We start from the raw sequence: 17418 nt of genomic DNA, 5'->3' as shown, positions 1-17418 counted from the left end.
AGCGGCGCGCGGAAGACTTTTTTACCAGGGCAGGGCAGGGTAGGCCAGCTTGCCGGTGGCGCTTTCCTTCGGCCAGACGATCACCACTTTCTTGTCCTGGTGCTGCGCCATGCGGTGCACGAAGTTCTGGTTGTCGCCATTGGCGGCAAACTGCACCCGGCCGATCAGCGTTTCGCGGTCGGTCTTGCGCATCTCCTCGGCCACGCCGCCTTTTTTTACGGTGCCCTTGTCGGCCGCGCGCGCGATCGCTTCGAACAGCAGCATCGACTGCACATAGCCGAACTGGCCCAGGTAGTCCGGTTCCTTCTTGTACAGCTGCTTGTAGGCGTCGCTGAAAGCCTTGCCGTCGGCCGTCTTGAATTCGGTCGGGAACGGCAGCAGCGCCGTGCCGAACACGTTGGGCATCAGGTCGGGAAAGTCGGCCGCCATTTTTGGTGTGGCCAGCGACCACACGCCCACCATCGCCTTGATCTTCGGTTTCAACACGCGCGCGGCGCGGATAATGCCGACATAATCGTTTTCATAGCCGACCATGGCCACCACTTCCGATTTGTCCTGCAGCTTGATCTTGTTGATGATGGGCTTGAAGTCGGTAATGGCCGGGTCGAACGAGTGCGAGGTGACCTTTACGCCCTTGGCGGCCAGCGCCTTTTCCACGTCCTTGGCCAGACCCGTGGTGGCGTCCTTGGTCGAATACACGATGGAGACGGATTTGGCGCCGACGTCGGCAAGCATGCCCAGCATGGCTTTTTCGTAGCCGGCCGTGTTATTGATGCGGAAAAAATTCTTGCGCCCGCTGGCGACCAGGCTGTCGTCCACGCCGCCCGAGGTGATGTAGACCAGGCCCAGCTTGTTGGCCGTATCGGACGCCGGCGAGATATTGTTCGAGCCGTAGCCGCCCGTGATCGCCACCACGCCCTGGCTGGCCAGTTTTTCGACGGCGGCAATCGCTTTCGCCGGCGCCGATTCGTCGTCGACCGTAATGACCTTGACCGTGTGCTTGCCGTTGGTCTTGTTGAATACTTCGGCCGCGACCATGATGCCTTCCTGCATGCCGGCGCCGACGCGCGCCAGGTTGCCGGTCAGCGGGATTTCGGCGCCGACCAGGAATTCCTCGGCGTGGGCATGGGCCAGCCAGGCGCTGGAAATCAGGGTGGCCATGGCGATGCGTGTGATGGTGCGTTTCATCTGTGTCTCCTCCGTGAGATGCCGGCGCCGAAATGGGCGCCAGTTGAATCGAGCTGTCGGATACCCGTTGTCTTTTATTGTCCGGTGTATCCAGGCCAGGTGCAATCTGTCTTATCGCTGCTGGTACTGCTGCTGTGCCATCTGGCGCAGCTGTCCTTTCAAAATCTTGCCGGTGGCCGCCGCCGGCAGCGCGTCCATCACGATGATCGCCGACGGACATTTGTACGGCGACAGCGTGCCGGCCAGGTACGCCTGCAGCGCTTCCGGCGTGACCGGCTGGCGCGGATCGAGCTCCACATACGCGACCACGTCCTCGTTGCCATCGGCCACGCTGCAGCCGACCACCGCCGACTGGATCACGGACGGATGCGCGTTCAGGGCCGTTTCCACTTCCAGCGGATACACGTTGAAGCCGGAACGGATGATCAATTCCTTGGTGCGTCCGACGATGAACAGCGCGCCGTCCTCGCCCTGGCGCGCCATGTCGCCCGTGTTCAGCCAGCCGCCGTCGCGCATGGTGGCCGCCGTCATGTCCGGCTCCCTGTAGTAGCCGGCCATCACGTTCGGCCCGCGTATCCACAGCTCGCCGGGCGTGCCGGGCGCCACGTCCACACCATCGGTATCGACGATGCGCGTTTCCACGCCGGGGATCGGCGAGCCGACCGAGTCGTCCCGGCGCGGCGCCTCCAGGCGCGTCTGGCTGATGGTGGGCGAGCTTTCCGTCATGCCGTAGCCATTGTGCAGTGCAGTGCCGAGCAGCTTTTCCACTTCCATTTTCAGCGATGGCGACAGCGGCGAGCCGCCCGCATACGCAAAGCGCAATCGGGTCGGCAATGGCGTGCCGGAGCCGCCCAGCGTCTGCAGCAGCTTGGCATACATGGCCGGCACGCCCTGCACGATGGTCAGGTCATCGTTCTTCAATGCCGACAGCAGGCCTTCGACCGAGAAGCGCGGTACCAGGTACAGGGCCGCGCCTGCATGCAGCGTGCCCAGCGCCACCGACGCCAGCCCGTACACATGCGAGATCGGCAGCACGCCATAGGCGCGGTCAGTCTGCGTCAGGCCACGCAGGCGGCTCGACACGGCGGCGATAAACAGCAGGTTGCGGTGCGTCAGCATCACCCCCTTGGACTGGCCCGTGGTGCCGGTGGTGTAGATCAGCGCGGCCACCTGTTCATTGCCGGACAGCGTGGCCTCCGCCACCGCATCGCCGTTCAGCGCTCCGGCCATCAGTTCGCCCATGCCGTCAACTGTTACGGCAACGGCGCCATGGCGCGCCGCATGCTCGCCTGCTTCCCTTGACGACGCATGCAGATACAGCACGCGCCGCGCCGTCGAGTGCAGCGCGATGGTGTCGACCTCGCGCGATGACAGGCGCGCATTGACGTTGACGATCCAGGCGTCGATGCTGGCGGCCGCAAAGATCAGCGCCACCTGCAGCGCGCAGTTTTCGCCGACCACCATCAGCCGGTCGCCGGCGCGCACCTCGAGTTCGCGCAGCAGGCGCGCCGCGTCTTCCACGGCATGCTGCAGCTGCGCATAGGTCCAGTGCCGGCCGCCTTCATGCAGGGCGGGGGCATCGGGCGTCTGCGCGGCCCAGCGTGCGGGAATCGCCGACAGTCGCGCCGGCAGGCTGTCGAGCAGGGCGGGGATATGATCCATCGCGGCCGCTGTCATTTTTGCGCTGCCTTGATCATGTTGCGGGCAATGACGATCTGCTGGATCTGCGTCGTCCCCTCGTAGATGCGGAACAGGCGCACGTCGCGGTAGAAGCGCTCGGCCGCGTACTCGGAGATATAGCCGGCGCCGCCGTGGATCTGCACCGAGCGGTCGGCCACGCGGCCGCACATTTCGGAGGCGAACAGCTTGCAGCACGACGCTTCCGTCGAGATGTCTTCCTTGTTGTCGCGGCGGCGCGCGGCGTCGAGCACCATGCTGCGCGCCGCATAGATCTCGGCCTTGCTGTCGGCCAGCATGGCCTGGATCAGCTGGAATTCGGCGATCGGCTGGCCGAACTGCTGGCGCTCCATCGCATACGCCAGCGCGTCGGCCAGCATGCGTTCGGCCGCGCCCACGCAGACGGCGGCGATATGCAGACGGCCCTTGTCGAGCACTTTCATCGCAGTCTTGAAGCCCACGCCTTCCTTGCCGCCGATCAGATTGGCGGCCGGCACGCGGCAGTTTTCAAAGATCACGTCGCAGGTATGCGCGCCTTGCTGACCCATTTTCTTATCGACTTTGCCCAGCGACAGGCCCGGCGTATCCTTTTCCACGATAAACGCGGAAATCGCCGACGCGCCCCGTTTTGTCGGGTCGGTACGGGCCATCACCGTAAAGATGCTGGCCTCGGGCGCGTTGGTGATATAGCGCTTGCTGCCGTTCAGGATATAGAAGTCGCCATCGCGCACGGCGCTGGTGCGCAGGGAGGCGGCATCCGAACCGGACCCCGCTTCTGTCAGCGCGAACGAGCCGATGATCTCGCCGGCCGCCAGCTTGGGCAGGTAATGCTGTTTCTGTGCTTCCGTGCCGTCGATCACGATACCCTGCGAGCCGATGCCGTTGTTGGTGCCGATCAGCGAGCGGAAGGCGGGCGAGGTACGGGCGATCTCGAACGCCACGCGCACTTCCTCTTCCATGCTCAGCTGCAGGCCACCGTAGGCTTCCGGGATCGACAGGCCGAACAGGCCCAGCTCGCGCATCTGCGCCACGATGGCTGGCGGTATCGTGTCGGTTTCGGCCACCAGGTTTTCATTCGGTACCAGCACTTCGCGCACGAAGCGGCTGATGCTGTCGAGCAGGATATTCAAGGTTTCTTCGTCGCGTATCATGGTTTCCTTTGCGTGAGAGTGTGGGGCGCAGGGAGCGGGGTTCAGCCGCGGCCCAGGTTTGTTTCAACGGTCTTGACCAGCGCCACCAGCCGTGGTCCCAGGTCCGATTCGAGTTTGTCGCGCGACAGCAAAAAGGCCGGGCCGCCGCAGTTGAAGGCCATCACCTGTTCGCCGTCCGCACCCAGCATCGGCACGCCCACCGAGTGGATGTCGTTCTGCCATTCGCCGGCCGAGATGCAGAAGCCCCGGTCCTGGTAGTCCTTGAAGCCCTGTTCGATGCCGGCGCGGATGCGCGGCCAGCGTTCGGTGTCGTGCGTGCGCGCATGATCCATCAGGTAGTCGCGTTCGGACTGGGGCAGGATGCACAGCAGCGCCTTGCCCATGGCGGTGGTCATCAGGGGGATGCGCGAGCCGACATCGAGGCGCAGCGTGACATTGGCGCTGCTGCGGCAGGTTTCCACGTACACCATGCTGAGGCGGTCGCGCGTGCCCATCGAGACGGATGCCTGCGCGTATTCCGCCAGTTCTTCCATCAGCGGGCGCGCCATCTTGCGCACGTCGAGATTCGACAGCATGCGGTAGCCGAGCGCCAGCACGCCGGCGCCCAGCTGGTACTTGCCCAGGCTGTCCGAGTAACTGAGGTAGCCCAGCCTGGTCAGTGTGTAGGTCAGGCGCGAGATGGTCGGTTTCGGAATCGCCGTGCGTTTTGCCATGTCGGCATTCGACAGGAACACTTCGCCGGGCCGGAAGCACCGCAGCACTTCCAGTCCGCGCGCCAGCGCGTTGACGAACTGGCGGTCCTTGCCTTCCTCGTCATCGCTGAAGACGACGATTTCCGGATCGATTGCAGGCTGCATGGTGGTTGCGTTGGCGGTCATTGTGCGCTCCTCTGCAAACCAGTTTGCCTAGCGAGATCAGCCATGTCAACCGTTTTGTGAAACATTCGTTCGCACAGCGAAATGGTGCGCTGCACGATTTTGGATGTAGATTCATTAGAAATACTAATAAGAGCGTCCCGCCAAGTACGGCTAATCAGCGCGCCGTGCAGACGCTACAGTATGGCCTTCAGTTCAGCAAGGAGATGGTCATGTCCGTTGACAACCCCACCCGCCGCGCCATGATGGCAGGCCTGGCCGCCTTGCCATTTGGCGAGTCGACCGCAGCGCCCGGCGCCAAAGCCCGCACCCTGGTCGCGTACTTTTCACGTTCGGGCAATACGCGCGTGATTGCCGGCGTGATCGAACGCGCGCAGCATGCGCAGCTGTTCGAGATCCGGCCCGCACACGCGTATCCGGCCGACTATTTTGAGACCGTCGAGCAGGCGCGCCAGGAACGCGACCGTGGCGACCTTCCACCATTGTCCGGCAAGCTGGCCAGCCTCGATGGTTACGACACCGTCTACCTCGGTTTTCCCGTCTGGGGCGAAACCGTGCCGCCCGTGGTGCGCACTTTTTTGTCGCTGCATGGCTGGCAGGGCAAGACGCTGATCCCTTTTATTACGCATGGCGGCTACGGCCCCGGCGACTGCCAGGCGCAGCTGGCCAAGCGCGCACCGGGCGCCACGATACGGCCCGCCTTCGTGCTGGAAGCGGACCAGGAACGGCGCACCACCACCAGCGTGACCACCTGGCTCAAGACGATTGATTAGCGCAGCTAATAAGGCCATGCGAGATACAGCCATATTCGCACGATAGCGCAAGCGCTATATTGGCCGCCAGACCATCATTACCCGACCGTATCGAAAGGACCCCATCATGAAGCATGTCCTGCCTGGTGCATTGCTGGTGTTTGCCGGCGCTGCCGCCGGCCAGCAGCCGGCACAAACCATTACCGCGGCAACTTCGGCCGCACCGACCACGGGGTCGGCCGATTACTTTACCGGACAGGTGCGCGTACAGGCGCTGTCGCCGGTCAATGACAGCATCAACGCCAGCAGCGCCTACGTCACGTTCGCGCCCGGCGCCCGCTCCGCGTGGCATACCCATCCGCGCGGCCAGTACCTGATCGTCACGGCAGGCACCGGCCTGACGCAGCAGTGGGGCAAAAGCGTGCAGGCACTGAAAGAGGGCGACGTGGTGTGGTGTCCGCCCGGCATCAAGCACTGGCATGGCGCTGCGCCAGGCAGCGCGATGACGCATATCGCGCTGACCGGCGCGCTCGATGGCACATCGGTGCAATGGATGGAAAAGGTCAGCGATGAACAGTATCAATCCCGTTAAACATAGTGCCACCGTGCTGGCGCTGTTGGCCATGCTGGCGGTCCAGCTGCCGGCTGCCAGCGCCACAGCGCAGAACCAGGAGAACGCACGCGTGCAAACAGAACAGACCCTCAGCCTCGGGCAGCAGGCCATCGGACCAATCGCCGCCTGGATGGCCGTCGGCGACATGGATCAATTACGGCCGGCGCTGGAGCAGGGCCTCGACGCGGGCCTGGCGATCAGCGACTGCAAGGAAATCCTGGTGCAGCTGTATGCGTATGCCGGTTTTCCGCGCAGCCTCAATGCGCTCAACGCGCTGATGGCGGTGCTGGAACAGCGCCGCCAGCGCGGCATCGTCGACGCGCCGGGCACGGAGTCCGATCCGGTGCCGACCGGCGACGCGCTGCTGGCGCTGGGCACCGATAACCAGACCAGACTGACCGGCGCGCCCGTCAAAGGGCCCGTGTTCGAATTTGCGCCGCAGATCGACCGCTACCTGAAAACCCATCTGTTCGGCGATATCTTTGCACGCTCCAACCTCGACTGGCAAAGCCGCGAACTGGCCACCGTTGCCGCGCTGGCGGCGCTGAGCGGAACCGAAGCGCAGCTGCAGTCGCATCTGAAAGTCGGCCTGAATGTGGGCTTGAGCGTCACGCAGCTGCGGCAATTCATCGCCGTGCTGGCCCGGCAGGGCCTGCCAGAGGCGGCGCAGCGCGCACAAACGGCACTCGATAAAGGAAGCAAGCCATGAATGAGTTCAGCGATATCCAAGCAAGCCGGCGCGCGGTGCTCAAGGCCGGCGCCGTCTCGGCCGGCGCGGCCGTGGTGCCGTCGCTGGGCCTGGCGCAAGCTGCAGCGCGGCCTGCCGGTGCTCCGGTGCTGGCCAGCGTGTCGTTCAGCGTCAACGGCAAGATGCAGCGGCTCGACGTCGACACGCGCACCACCTTGCTCGATGTGCTGCGCGAGCAGCTGCACCTGACCGGCACCAAGAAGGGCTGCGACCACGGCCAGTGCGGCGCCTGCACCATTTTGCTCGACGGGCGCCGCATCAATGCCTGCCTCACGCTGGCGGTCATGCACGAAGGGGCGAAAATCACTACCATCGAAGGCCTGGGCACGCCCGACAGGCTGCATCCGATGCAGGCCGCGTTCATCAAGCACGACGGCTACCAGTGCGGCTACTGCACCCCCGGCCAGATCTGTTCGGCGGTGGCCGTGCTCGACGAAATCAAACGCGGCGTGCCCAGCCATGCAAGCGCCAGCCTGGTCGAACAACCGCTGCTGAGTCCTGATGAAATCCGCGAGCGCATGAGCGGCAATATCTGCCGCTGCGGCGCGTATTCGAATATTGTCGAGGCGGTGACCGAAGCGGGAGGCCGGCCATGAAGGCCTTTACCTACCAGCGCGCGGCCTCGCCGGCGCAAGCTGCGGCGGCGGCCTCGCGCACGCCGGGCGCCCGGTTTATCGCCGGCGGCACCAATCTGCTGGACCTGATGAAGCTGGAAATCGAGACGCCGTCGCACCTGGTCGACGTCAACGGCCTCGGTTTTGACCGCATCGAGGCAGCGCCCGATGGCGGCCTGCGCATCGGCGCGCTGGTGCGCAATACCGACCTGGCGGCGGACGCGCGCGTGCGCCGCGACTATGGCGTGCTGTCGCGCGCCTTGCTGGCCGGCGCGTCGGGCCAGCTGCGCAACAAGGCCACCACCGCCGGCAACCTGCTGCAGCGCACGCGCTGCGCCTATTTCTATGACACCAACCAGCCCTGCAACAAGCGCGTGCCGGGCAGCGGCTGCTCTGCCATCGGCGGCGCCAATCGCCAGCATGCGGTGATCGGCGCCAGCAGCGCCTGCATCGCCACGCATCCGGGCGACATGGCGGTGGCCATGCGCCTGCTCGACGCCAGGATTGAAACCGTGCGCGCCAGCGGCGCGGCGCGCGTGATTCCGATCGCGGACTTCTATCGCCTGCCAGGCGACACGCCGCATCTCGACACCGTGCTGGAAGCGGGCGAGCTGATTACCGGCGTGACCCTGCCGCCACCGCTCGGTGGCGTGCACGTGTACCGCAAGGTGCGCGACCGTGCCTCGTATGCGTTTGCACTGGTATCGGTGGCGGCCGTGATCCAGCCCGACGGCAGCGGGCGGGTGGCGCTCGGCGGCGTGGCGCACCGGCCGTGGCGCGTGGAAGCGGCGGAACGCCATCTGCCGCATGGCGCCGCAGCAGTGGCGGGCGCCTTGCTGTCAGGCGCGCGCCCGACAGAACAAAACGCGTTCAAGATCACCCTGGTCGAGCGCACGCTGGCAGCGGTGCTGCTGGACGCCCGCGATGACGGCAGCGAACACAGGAGCAAGCCAGCATGAAATTCGATACTCCGGCAGTGAAAAATCCCATCGACCGCCTGAAGGTGGTTGGCAAGGCGACCGAACGCATCGACGGCCCCCTGAAAACCACAGGCACCGCCACCTACGCCTACGAACAGCATGCGGCCGCGCCCGATGCCGTCTACGGCTATATCGTCGGCGCCGCGATTCCCAAGGGCCGCATCGAGTCCATCGACCTGGCGCAGGCCAGCGCCGCTCCGGGCGTGCTCGGCATCGTCACGTCGCACAATGCGGGCAAGCTCGATATCGGCGGCTTCTATGTGGCGCGGGCGCTGGCCGGCCCCGAGGTCGACCACTACCACCAGGCCGTGGCCATCGTGGTGGCCGAAACGTTCGAGCAGGCGCGCGCCGCCGCCCAGCTGGTGCGCGTGCGCTATGCGCGCAGCGCCGGTGCGTTCGACCTGGCGGCGGCAAAGGACAGCTCGCAGCTGCTGCCGGCCAGGCCGGCGCAGGCGTCCAGCGTGGGCGACTTCGATGGCGCGTTTGCCGCTGCGTCGGTCACGCTGGACGCGGCCTACACCACGCCCGACCACGCGCACGCGATGATGGAGCCGCATGCGACGATTGCCGCGTGGAGCGGCGAGAAGCTGACCTTGTGGACCGCGATCCAGCTGGTCGGCTGGGGCCTGCGCGATATCGCGAAGATACTCGGCATGGCAAAAGAAAATGTGCATATCGTCGCGCCATATATCGGCGGCGGCTTTGGCGGCAAGGGTTCGATATTGTCCGACGCCGTGCTGGCGGCGCTGGCGGCCAGGCAGGTGGGGCGCCCGGTCAAGGTCACCTTGCAGCGCGCGCTGATGTTCAACAACACCACGCACCGCGCCGCCACCATCCAGCGCATCCGCATCGGCGCCACGCGCGCCGGCAAGATCACGGCGATCGGCCACGAAAGCTGGTCCGGCAACCTGGGCGAGCGGCCCGAGTCCGCCACCGCGCCCACGCGCATCCTGTATGCGGGCGCCCACCGCATGACGCGGCTGCGCGTGGCGCACCTGGACCTGCCCGAGGCGAGCGCCATGCGCGCACCGGGCGAGGCGCCCGGCATGATGGCGCTGGAAATCGCGATGGATGAAATGGCGGAAAAGCTGAAACTCGATCCGGTCGCGTTTCGCATCCTGAATGACACGCAGGTCGACCCGGAGTCGCCGCACAAGCCCTTTTCGAAGCGCCAGCTGGTCGAATGCATGAAGCTGGGCGCCGAAAAATTCGGCTGGGACCAGCGCCAGGCCAAACCGGCCGCGCGCCGCGACGGGCGCTGGCTGGTCGGTCTCGGTATGGCGGCCGGCGTCCGTGGCGCGCCCGTGGTCAAGTCGGCCGCGCGCGTAAAGCTGGGCCGCAACGGCATCGTCACGGTGGAAACCGACATGACCGATATCGGCACCGGCAGCTATACCATCCTGGCGCAGACGGCGGCCGAGATGCTGGGCGTGGGCCTCGATAAAGTCGTGGTACGGCTGGGCGACTCGCAGTTTCCCGAAGGCGCCGGTTCCGGTGGCCAGTTCGGCGCGGCCTCGTCGACGGCCGGCGTGTATGCGGCCTGCATCAAGCTGCGCGCGCTGGTGGCGCAGCGCCTCGGTTTCAACTCTGGTGAAGTGGAATTTGCCGATGGCCGCGTGCGCGCGGGAGGCAACAGCCGGCCCCTGCTTGACGCGCTGGCGCAGGGCGAACTGCAGGCCGAAGACGCGATGGAATACGGCGACCTGTCGAAACGCTATGCGCAGCAGACGTTTGCCGCGCATTTTGTCGAAGTGGGGGTGGACGCCGCCACCGGCGAAATCCGCATCCGGCGCATGCTGGCCGTGTGCGCGGCGGGCCGCATCATCAATCCGATGGCCGCGCGCAGCCAGATCATCGGCGGCATGACGATGGGCGCGGGCGCCGCATTGATGGAAGAACTGGTGGTCGACAAGCGCGCCGGCTTCTTTGTCAACCACGACCTGGCCGGCTACGAGGTGCCGGTGCACGCCGACATTCCGCACCAGGACGTGATTTTCCTCGACGAGGTCGATCCGACCATCGGTCCGCTGAAAGCCAAGGGAGTCGGGGAGCTGGGCATCAGCGGCGTGCCGGCGGCGATCGCCAACGCGGTCTATAACGCCACCGGCGTGCGCGTGCGCGATTATCCGATCACGCTCGACAAGCTGCTCGCTCACCTGCCGCAACTGGCATAGTCAGCCTGGCAGCGCCGGCTGTTTTCATGCCGGCGCTCGCGCCAGGAAAGGCAGCAGGTGGCCGATAAACGCGGCTGGCTGTTCTTCCATGATGAAGTGGCCGCAGTCGGCCACGATGGCGCCGCGCAGATCATCCGCCTTGCCCTGCATGGTGAGCAGTGGCGCGTCGTTGGTGGCGTATTCGGCGCCGATCGCCAGCACCGGCATCGCCAGCGGCGTCTTTGCCCGCTGCTGGTTCTGGCGGATGGTTTCGGGGATCGCCCGGTAATACGCAAAGCCGGCGCGCAGCGCGCCCGGCGTGGCGTAGGCGTCCGCATACACCTCCACCGCCACCTGGTCGCGGCGGTGCGACCATTTGTCGAAGATAAAGCGGATGTACTCCCGCTCCTTGCCGGCGGTGAGCATCTCGGGCAGGTCCAATACCTGGTTGAACATGAAATGCCACAGGAAGATATTGTCCTGCGGCGCGACGAAAATGGGTGGCGCCGGCGCCAGGCCCGGGATCACCGCTTCCGTCAGCGCCAGCCTGGTCACGGCCTGCGGAAAATCGCTGGCCAGCGCATAGCCGACCCACATGCCTATATCGTGGCCCACCACATCGTACTGCGCGTGGCCGAGCGCCAGCATGGCCCGGTGCAGCGTGGCGGCCGCCGCGCCCGTGTCGTAGCCGCCGCCCGGCCGGTCGGAGTGCCCGCTGCCGGGCGGGTCGATGGCGATTGCCTGGTAGCCCTCGGCGGCCAGCGCCGCCATCACATGGCGCCAGGCGTACCAGGTCTGCGGCCAGCCGGGAATCAGCAGCACCGGTTTGCCGCTGCCGGCCGTCACGCAGTGCAGGCGGTGGTGGTCGATGCGGACATAGTCATGGGTAAAGTCGTTCATCTGGATTCCTGGTTCAGTTAGCGTGGATGCCGAGCAGCGTGGCGATCTGCTGCCTGCTGACGGGGGCGCCGGCAAAGTCGTCGAAAATCTTGCTGGTGACGGGGATGATGTGGGCGTTGATGAAGGCCACGCCCTCGCGCGCACCCGCTTCCTGGTCTTTCAGGCAGCACTCCCATTCCAGCGTGGCCCAGCCAGCGTAGTCGTACTGCGCCAGTTTCGAAAAGATGGCCTTGAAATCGACCTGGCCGTCGCCCAGCGAGCGGAAGCGGCCGGCGCGGTTTTCCCACGACTGGTAGCCGCCATAGATGCCTTGCCGTCCGCTCGGATTGAACTCGGCGTCCTTCACATGGAACATGCGGATATGGTGCCGGTAGATGTCGATGAAATCGAGGTAGTTCAGCTGCTGCAGCACGAAGTGGCTGGGGTCGAACAGCATCTTGCAGCGCGGGTGGCGCCCGACGCGCTCGTAAAACATCTCGAAGCTGGCGCCGTCGTGCAGGTCTTCGCTGGGGTGGATCTCGTAGCACAGGTTGACGCCCTGTTCTTCGCACACATCGAGGATCGGCAGCCAGCGGCGCGCCAGTTCGTCGAAGGCCGCGTCGATCAGGCCGGGCGGGCGCTGTGGAAACGGGAACAGGTAGGGCCAGGCGAACGAGCCCGAAAAGGTACCCATCTCGGCCAGTCCCAGGCGCTTCGAGGCCATCGCCGCCAGTTTGATACGCTCGATGGCCCAGGCGGTGCGCGCTTCCGGCCGGCCTTGCAATTCCGGTGGCGCGAAGCTGTCGCACAGCGCATCGTAGGCCGGGTGCACGGCCACCAGCTGGCCGAAGATATGGGTGGTCAGTTCGCTGATGACCAGGCCATGGCCGGCCAGCATGGCGACCAGCTCGTCGCAGTACTGCTGGCTGTGCGCGGCCTGCGCCACGTCGAACAGGCGTACGTCCCAGGCGGGTATCTGCAGGGCCTTGAAGCCCAGGCCGGCGGCCCAGGCGGCAATCGATGGCAGGTCGTGGAAAGGGGCGGTGTCGGCGGCAAATTGCGCCAGGTGCAGGCTTGGTCCCAGAATCGTTTTCATATCGGCTCCTATTGTTTGTCGATCGACAAAGAATAGGCGAAATCGTCGCCCCGGTCAAGGCCTGCGGCAAAAATCGCGGCGCGCACGCGTTATACTGGCCGCCAGTTTTGACAAGGGACACAACACATGGCAGGCAGACCGAGGGAATTTGACCGCGCGCTGGCGCTGGAAAAGGCGCGCGACGCGTTCTGGACGCGCGGCTACGAAGGCGTGGCGATGAGCGACCTGGTGGCGGCGCTGGGCATCGCCTCGGCGCGCATCTATGCGGCGTTCGGCTCGAAGGAGGCGCTGTTCCGCGAAGCGGTGGAGCTGTATGAAACCGGCGAGGGCGCGTTCGCCGTGCAGGCGCTGGCCGCGCCGTTGACGGTACGCGATGCGGTGGCGCGCATGCTGGAAGCGGCCGTGCTGCTGTACACGCGCAGCGGCCAGCCGCAAGGCTGCATGGTGGTCACGGCCGCCACCAATACCAGCGCCGGCAATGACGGCATCCGCGACTGGCTGGCGCAGCACCGGCGCGCGCGCACCGATGCGGTGGTCGAGCGGCTGCGGGCGGCGCAGGCGGCGGGCGAGTTGAAGGCAGAAACCGATGTGCAGGCGCTGGGCGACTGCTATGCGGCGCTATTGCACGGCCTGTCGGTGCAGGCGCGCGACGGGGTGCCGGCCGAACGGCTGCTGGCGCTGATCAAGCCGGCCCTGGCGGCGCTCGACCAGGCTGGCGTATCGATAGCCGCTCAACGGTAACAGTTCAGGTCCTGACGTCGATCAGGCTGCCCAGCGCCTGGTCGGCGGCTTTGACGACATTGGCCGACAGGTTGAAACCGGCCTGGTAGACCAGCGTGTCGGTCAGTTCGGACGCCAGTCCCACGCCATTCGGGCGTTCGGTGGCGGCATTGGCGCCAGCGGTGGATGGCGGCGCGCCCTCGCCAGCGGACAGCCTGCGCCCTTCGGCCGACAGCGTGACACCGGTGCCGGCCGGGCTGCTTTCCTGGAAACTGGCGCGCTGCGGCTGGAAGCCGGGCGTATTGGCGTTGGCGACATTGTTGGCGGCCACGTCCAGCGCGCGCTGGTTGGCGGTCAGTCCGGAGGTACCGGTGGCGAGGGCGGAAATGGACATGGCGGCTCCCTGAAATAGGCCTCCAGTTTACTCCTGTTTCGCTTGCCCATGAAAAATGCCACCCGAGGGTGGCATTTTCAGTCAGGCAGCAGCAACTCAGGTTGGTGCGTGCACTTCCGAGGTCGACTTGATGTCCTGGGCGTTGGCACGCTCGAAGATTTCCTTGACGACCTTGATCTGGTCCGAAGTTTCGGTATGCACCGAAATCAGGATGTTGCCGTTGCGGACCTTGTCGTCATATTGTTTGGCTTCCAGTTCCGGAATGCCCATGCCGACCAGGCCGCCAACGATGCCGCCGGCTGCGCCGCCGATGGCTGCGCCACCGAGTGCCGCCATGATCGGGCCAGCGGCGATGAAGGGACCGACGCCTGGAATCGCCAGCGAGCCGATGCCGACCAGCCAACCGAGCACGGCGCCCGTGCCCATGCCGGCGACGCCGCCGGTGGCTGCGCCTTCAGGCATCTTGGTGTTTTGCTCGTGAGCGAAGTCACGGGTACCGGTCTTGTCCGGGAACAGCACCGAGATATCGTTGTTCGAAAAGCCCGCGTCTTTCAGCGAGTTCACGATGACTTCGGCTTGGGTATGTTCCTGGGCGATGCAATAAACGGCGTTTTTGCTCATGGTAAATCTCCTTGTTGGTGTTGCTTAGTTCGTTTTGATATCGAGTTTGTTGTCGATGCTGTTCACGCCGGCCAGCGGCTTGATCAGTTCTTCGACCTTGGTTTTTTCTTCGGCCGACTTGACCGGACCGCGCAGGGTGACGACACCGTTTTTAACGAGGATCTTCACGTTGTGGGCGGTGGTGGACAGCGATTCATCCTTGACCACGGCCTTGCGCGCTTCGGCCAGCAGGGTACGGTCCGTTTTGGCGTTCGACTGCTTTTGTGGCGTCTGGCTGGCAGTGCCCTTGTCGCGTTCGTTCATGTCCGAATTGTCGGCAGCCGGGCTGGCGACGCCGGGTTTGCTTTGGTCCTTGGCATGCGGCGCCGTTTGCGCCGTGGCGAACGAGGCGCTGCAGGCCAGTGCCAGGGTCAGGCTGATGAGGTTTATAGCTTTACGCATTCCATGCTCCTTGTAAGTACCGGCTGTTTGTTGTGCCGAGAACTTCAGCATAGACGAGGAAAGATTGACACGGTGTTAAGTACTTCACGTTCAGCGCAAACAGTTCAAAGCTCTTCAGCAAGCGGGCTCGTACGATAGTGTTCGTGAAAACGGGGGCGGGCGAATATACTATGTGTCAACGGGAGGCGTGCGCCTCCCAGGCAGGCCTGTTGCCACTGCCCGCTTCGATCTGATCGCGGCAGGCCAACCCATTACGTGAGAACAAAGATACTATGGCTTCATCCCCGGAAAACCTCAGCATGGCCGTGTTTTGCGACTTCGAGAACGTCGCGCTCGGCGTGCGCGATGCGAACTACGAAAAATTCGATATCAAACCCATCCTCGAGCGCCTGCTGCTCAAGGGCAGCATCGTCGTCAAGAAGGCGTATTGCGACTGGGACCGCTACAAAAGCTTCAAGGGCACCATGCACGAAGCGAACTTCGAACTGATCGAAATCCCCCACGTGCGCCAGTCCGGCAAGAATTCGGCCGACATCCGCCTGGTGGTCGACGCGCTGGACCTGTGCTACACCAAGGCCCACGTCAACACCTTCGTCATCATCAGCGGCGACTCCGACTTTTCGCCACTGGTGTCGAAACTGCGCGAGAACGCCAAGCAGGTGATCGGCGTGGGCGTCAAGCAGTCGACTTCCGACCTGCTGGTGGCCAACTGCGACGAGTTCATCTTTTACGACGACCTGGTGCGCGAAAGCCGCCGCACGGCCGCCAAGCGCGACGCGCGCAATGAACGCGATGAGCGTGACACCCCGCAGCCGAAGCGTTCGGCCGACGAGGAAGTGCGCCGCAAGGAAAAATACGAGTCGCGCAAGACCGAGGCAATCGAGATGGCGGTCGAAACCTTCGACGCGCTGGTGTCCGAACGCGGCGACAGCGGCAAGATCTGGGCCTCGATGCTGAAAGAAGCGATCAAGCGCCGCAAGCCCGACTTCAGCGAGTCGTATTATGGTTTCCGCACTTTCGGCAACCTGCTGGAAGAAGCGCAGGCGCGCGGCCTGCTGGAGTTCGGCCGCGATGAAAAATCGGGCGCCTATGTGTACCGCAGCAGCGGCCAGGCGCCGGCCGCGCCGGTGGCCGTCGGCAACGACGCCACCAGCGAGGCAATCGCCACCGAGGTGGTCGCGGCGGAAGAGGGCAGCGGCAACAACGGCAGCCGCCGCGACGGCCGTGATAATACCCGCCGCAATGGCCGCGGCGGCCGCAAGCAGAACGACAATCGCCGCAACGAGGCAGCGCCGCAGGCCTTCGTGCCGGTGGCCGAGGTAGAAACGCCGGTTGAGGTTGCCGAGCCGATTCAGGAACTGGCGCAGCCAGCACCTGAATCGGCCGAGACCGTGACGGAAGAGAGCAACGCCAAGCGCGGTTCGCGCCGCAATGGCCGTGGCGGACGCAACAGCAACAACCGCGAAGCGCGCAATCCCGTGGCCGAAGTGGTGGAAGCCGCACCGGTGGCCGAATTCGTGCCTGAACCGGCGCCGGTGGTGGATACCGTCGCCGAACCGGTGATCGAGACGCCGGCCGAGGTCAAGCCGAAGCCGAAGCGCACGCCAGCGCGCAAGGCGGCTGCGGCCAAGAAGCCGGCCAGGCAGGCCGAGGAAGTAGTGGCCGAAGTGGCGCCGGTGGTTGAGGTTGTTCCGGTGGTTGAGGTTGTTCCAGTTGACGTGACGCCGGTTGCCGAAGACAAGCCGGCCAAGGCGCCGCGCAAGACGCCTGCGCGTCGTCCTGCGCGCAAGAAGGCTGAAGAAGCTTGATTGAACCCTTGAAGCAAAATCCGGGGGCGGACCCCGAGGGTCCGACCCCGGCACTTGCTTGGGGTTTCTGAGCATGTACCCCGGCGAACGCTTCAACAGCATCTCCCACGTGGTCGGCGCGGCCCTGGCCGCCATCGGCGGGGTGGTGCTGGTGGTTGCGGCGGCCCGCACCGGCGATGCATGGAAAATCGTCAGCTGCAGCGTGTATGCGGCCATGCTGCTGACGCTGTACCTGACGTCGTCGCTGTATCACAGCGTGCGCGGCGGCAAGGCGAAGACCGTGCTGCAGCGGCTCGACCACTGCGCCATCTACCTGCTGATAGCGGGCACTTACACGCCGTTCATGCTGGTAACCCTGCGCGGACCCTGGGGCTGGTCGCTGTTTGGCGTGGTCTGGGGCCTGGCGCTGGCCGGCATCGTGCAGGAATACGTGTACGCCAGGGGCGCGCGCATCTTGTCGCTGGTGATCTATGTGCTGATGGGCTGGCTGATCGTCATCGGCTTGAAGCCGCTCCTGGCGGCGCTGGAATGGAACGGCTTCCTGTGGCTGGCCGCCGGCGGCTTGTGCTACACGGGCGGCATCGGCTTCTATGCCACAGACCACAAGCTGCGCCATGGCCACGGCATCTGGCATCTGTTCGTGCTGGCCGGCAGTACCTGCCATTTTATCGCCATCCTGTTCTACGTCGCCTGATCTGCTGCGGCGCA

The 17418-nt window shown here is 65.1% G+C and carries 18 protein-coding genes; 9 read left to right on the top strand and 9 right to left on the bottom strand.

All coding sequences use genetic code 11. The features are described 5' to 3' along the window. Positions 1-21: 21 nt before the first annotated feature. From RTQ46_RS13185 to RTQ46_RS13170, 4 genes are all read right to left on the bottom strand, one after another. Positions 22-1188, bottom strand: a complete 1167-nt coding sequence (locus RTQ46_RS13185) for an ABC transporter substrate-binding protein (protein ID WP_312437164.1) — start codon at positions 1186-1188, stop codon at positions 22-24. 111 nt (positions 1189-1299) lie between these two features. After that, a complete protein-coding gene (locus RTQ46_RS13180) occupies positions 1300-2865 on the bottom strand; it encodes a class I adenylate-forming enzyme family protein (RefSeq protein ID WP_312437163.1) in 1566 nt (521 codons plus the stop codon). Further along, the gene (locus tag RTQ46_RS13175; protein WP_312437162.1) at positions 2862-4016 is read right to left on the bottom strand and encodes an acyl-CoA dehydrogenase family protein; all 1155 of its coding nucleotides are present in this window, start codon (positions 4014-4016) and stop codon (positions 2862-2864) included. Before RTQ46_RS13175 ends, RTQ46_RS13180 begins: the two co-directional genes overlap by 4 nt. 41 nt (positions 4017-4057) lie before the next feature. Then, entirely contained in the window at positions 4058-4894 is an 837-nt protein-coding gene (locus tag RTQ46_RS13170) for an IclR family transcriptional regulator (RefSeq protein ID WP_312437161.1), read from the bottom strand. Positions 4895-5103: 209 nt separating this feature from the next. On the opposite strand from RTQ46_RS13170, the gene RTQ46_RS13165 reads away from it, so the two are divergent. The 6 genes from RTQ46_RS13165 (at position 5104) to paoC (ending at position 10772) form a co-directional block, all read left to right on the top strand. Beyond that, a complete protein-coding gene (locus tag RTQ46_RS13165; protein WP_312437160.1) occupies positions 5104-5664 on the top strand; it encodes a flavodoxin in 561 nt (186 codons plus the stop codon). Between the two features lie 106 nt (positions 5665-5770). After that, entirely contained in the window at positions 5771-6235 is a 465-nt protein-coding gene (locus tag RTQ46_RS13160; RefSeq protein ID WP_312437159.1) for a cupin domain-containing protein, read from the top strand. After that, positions 6213-6965: a carboxymuconolactone decarboxylase family protein gene (locus tag RTQ46_RS13155; RefSeq protein WP_312437158.1), complete on the top strand. Its 753-nt coding sequence runs from the start codon at positions 6213-6215 to the stop codon at positions 6963-6965. Before RTQ46_RS13160 ends, RTQ46_RS13155 begins: the two co-directional genes overlap by 23 nt. Then, on the top strand, positions 6962-7600 hold the full coding sequence (gene paoA, locus RTQ46_RS13150; protein WP_312437157.1) for an aldehyde dehydrogenase iron-sulfur subunit PaoA: 639 nt from the start codon (positions 6962-6964) through the stop codon (positions 7598-7600). The genes RTQ46_RS13155 and paoA overlap by 4 nt, the downstream gene beginning before the upstream one ends. Then, on the top strand, positions 7597-8577 hold the full coding sequence (locus tag RTQ46_RS13145) for a xanthine dehydrogenase family protein subunit M (RefSeq protein WP_312437156.1): 981 nt from the start codon (positions 7597-7599) through the stop codon (positions 8575-8577). The genes paoA and RTQ46_RS13145 overlap by 4 nt, the downstream gene beginning before the upstream one ends. Further along, a complete protein-coding gene (gene paoC, locus RTQ46_RS13140; protein WP_312437154.1) occupies positions 8574-10772 on the top strand; it encodes an aldehyde oxidoreductase molybdenum-binding subunit PaoC in 2199 nt (732 codons plus the stop codon). Before RTQ46_RS13145 ends, paoC begins: the two co-directional genes overlap by 4 nt. A 24-nt stretch (positions 10773-10796) precedes the next feature. Here the strand turns inward: paoC and RTQ46_RS13135 are convergent, their stop codons facing one another. Then, positions 10797-11651 (bottom strand): alpha/beta hydrolase, encoded by an 855-nt coding sequence (locus RTQ46_RS13135; RefSeq protein ID WP_312437153.1) that lies wholly within the window; start codon positions 11649-11651, stop codon positions 10797-10799. A 13-nt stretch (positions 11652-11664) separates the two neighbouring features. Then, positions 11665-12726, bottom strand: coding sequence for a sugar phosphate isomerase/epimerase (locus RTQ46_RS13130; protein ID WP_312437152.1), 1062 nt, complete (start codon positions 12724-12726; stop codon positions 11665-11667). Between the two features lie 126 nt (positions 12727-12852). On the opposite strand from RTQ46_RS13130, the gene RTQ46_RS13125 reads away from it, so the two are divergent. Beyond that, on the top strand, positions 12853-13467 hold the full coding sequence (locus RTQ46_RS13125; protein WP_312437150.1) for a helix-turn-helix domain-containing protein: 615 nt from the start codon (positions 12853-12855) through the stop codon (positions 13465-13467). A gap of 4 nt (positions 13468-13471) precedes the next feature. On the opposite strand, the gene RTQ46_RS13120 is transcribed toward RTQ46_RS13125, so the two are convergent. From RTQ46_RS13120 to RTQ46_RS13110, 3 genes are all read right to left on the bottom strand, one after another. Beyond that, positions 13472-13840, bottom strand: a complete 369-nt coding sequence (locus RTQ46_RS13120) for a flagellar basal body protein (RefSeq protein ID WP_312437149.1) — start codon at positions 13838-13840, stop codon at positions 13472-13474. Between the two features lie 96 nt (positions 13841-13936). Further along, the gene (locus RTQ46_RS13115; RefSeq protein ID WP_312437148.1) at positions 13937-14461 is read right to left on the bottom strand and encodes a hypothetical protein; all 525 of its coding nucleotides are present in this window, start codon (positions 14459-14461) and stop codon (positions 13937-13939) included. A 24-nt stretch (positions 14462-14485) separates the two neighbouring features. After that, a complete protein-coding gene (locus tag RTQ46_RS13110) occupies positions 14486-14902 on the bottom strand; it encodes a BON domain-containing protein (protein WP_312437146.1) in 417 nt (138 codons plus the stop codon). A gap of 272 nt (positions 14903-15174) precedes the next feature. On the opposite strand from RTQ46_RS13110, the gene RTQ46_RS13105 reads away from it, so the two are divergent. Beyond that, positions 15175-16710: an NYN domain-containing protein gene (locus RTQ46_RS13105; RefSeq protein WP_312437145.1), complete on the top strand. Its 1536-nt coding sequence runs from the start codon at positions 15175-15177 to the stop codon at positions 16708-16710. 73 nt (positions 16711-16783) lie between these two features. Then, entirely contained in the window at positions 16784-17404 is a 621-nt protein-coding gene (trhA, locus tag RTQ46_RS13100) for a PAQR family membrane homeostasis protein TrhA (protein ID WP_312437143.1), read from the top strand. Positions 17405-17418: the final 14 nt, after the last annotated feature.

Origin of the sequence: Janthinobacterium sp. (assembly GCF_031995485.1) — a bacterium.
Lineage (GTDB): Bacteria > Pseudomonadota > Gammaproteobacteria > Burkholderiales > Burkholderiaceae_D > Janthinobacterium.
This window is presented reverse-complemented; position numbering and strand designations above follow the sequence as displayed.

What these genes read in the sequence shown, in the direction of transcription:
- RTQ46_RS13185 (WP_312437164.1), bottom strand. Translation starts at nt 1,188, where the DNA reads ATGAAACGCACCATCACACGCATCGCCATGGCCACCCTGATTTCCAGC.
- RTQ46_RS13180 (WP_312437163.1), bottom strand. Translation starts at nt 2,865, where the DNA reads ATGACAGCGGCCGCGATGGATCATATCCCCGCCCTGCTCGACAGCCTG.
- RTQ46_RS13175 (WP_312437162.1), bottom strand. Translation starts at nt 4,016, where the DNA reads ATGATACGCGACGAAGAAACCTTGAATATCCTGCTCGACAGCATCAGC.
- RTQ46_RS13170 (WP_312437161.1), bottom strand. Translation starts at nt 4,894, where the DNA reads ATGACCGCCAACGCAACCACCATGCAGCCTGCAATCGATCCGGAAATC.
- RTQ46_RS13165 (WP_312437160.1), top strand. Translation starts at nt 5,104, where the DNA reads ATGTCCGTTGACAACCCCACCCGCCGCGCCATGATGGCAGGCCTGGCC.
- RTQ46_RS13160 (WP_312437159.1), top strand. Translation starts at nt 5,771, where the DNA reads ATGAAGCATGTCCTGCCTGGTGCATTGCTGGTGTTTGCCGGCGCTGCC.
- RTQ46_RS13155 (WP_312437158.1), top strand. Translation starts at nt 6,213, where the DNA reads ATGAACAGTATCAATCCCGTTAAACATAGTGCCACCGTGCTGGCGCTG.
- paoA (WP_312437157.1), top strand. Translation starts at nt 6,962, where the DNA reads ATGAATGAGTTCAGCGATATCCAAGCAAGCCGGCGCGCGGTGCTCAAG.
- RTQ46_RS13145 (WP_312437156.1), top strand. Translation starts at nt 7,597, where the DNA reads ATGAAGGCCTTTACCTACCAGCGCGCGGCCTCGCCGGCGCAAGCTGCG.
- paoC (WP_312437154.1), top strand. Translation starts at nt 8,574, where the DNA reads ATGAAATTCGATACTCCGGCAGTGAAAAATCCCATCGACCGCCTGAAG.
- RTQ46_RS13135 (WP_312437153.1), bottom strand. Translation starts at nt 11,651, where the DNA reads ATGAACGACTTTACCCATGACTATGTCCGCATCGACCACCACCGCCTG.
- RTQ46_RS13130 (WP_312437152.1), bottom strand. Translation starts at nt 12,726, where the DNA reads ATGAAAACGATTCTGGGACCAAGCCTGCACCTGGCGCAATTTGCCGCC.
- RTQ46_RS13125 (WP_312437150.1), top strand. Translation starts at nt 12,853, where the DNA reads ATGGCAGGCAGACCGAGGGAATTTGACCGCGCGCTGGCGCTGGAAAAG.
- RTQ46_RS13120 (WP_312437149.1), bottom strand. Translation starts at nt 13,840, where the DNA reads ATGTCCATTTCCGCCCTCGCCACCGGTACCTCCGGACTGACCGCCAAC.
- RTQ46_RS13115 (WP_312437148.1), bottom strand. Translation starts at nt 14,461, where the DNA reads ATGAGCAAAAACGCCGTTTATTGCATCGCCCAGGAACATACCCAAGCC.
- RTQ46_RS13110 (WP_312437146.1), bottom strand. Translation starts at nt 14,902, where the DNA reads ATGCGTAAAGCTATAAACCTCATCAGCCTGACCCTGGCACTGGCCTGC.
- RTQ46_RS13105 (WP_312437145.1), top strand. Translation starts at nt 15,175, where the DNA reads ATGGCTTCATCCCCGGAAAACCTCAGCATGGCCGTGTTTTGCGACTTC.
- trhA (WP_312437143.1), top strand. Translation starts at nt 16,784, where the DNA reads ATGTACCCCGGCGAACGCTTCAACAGCATCTCCCACGTGGTCGGCGCG.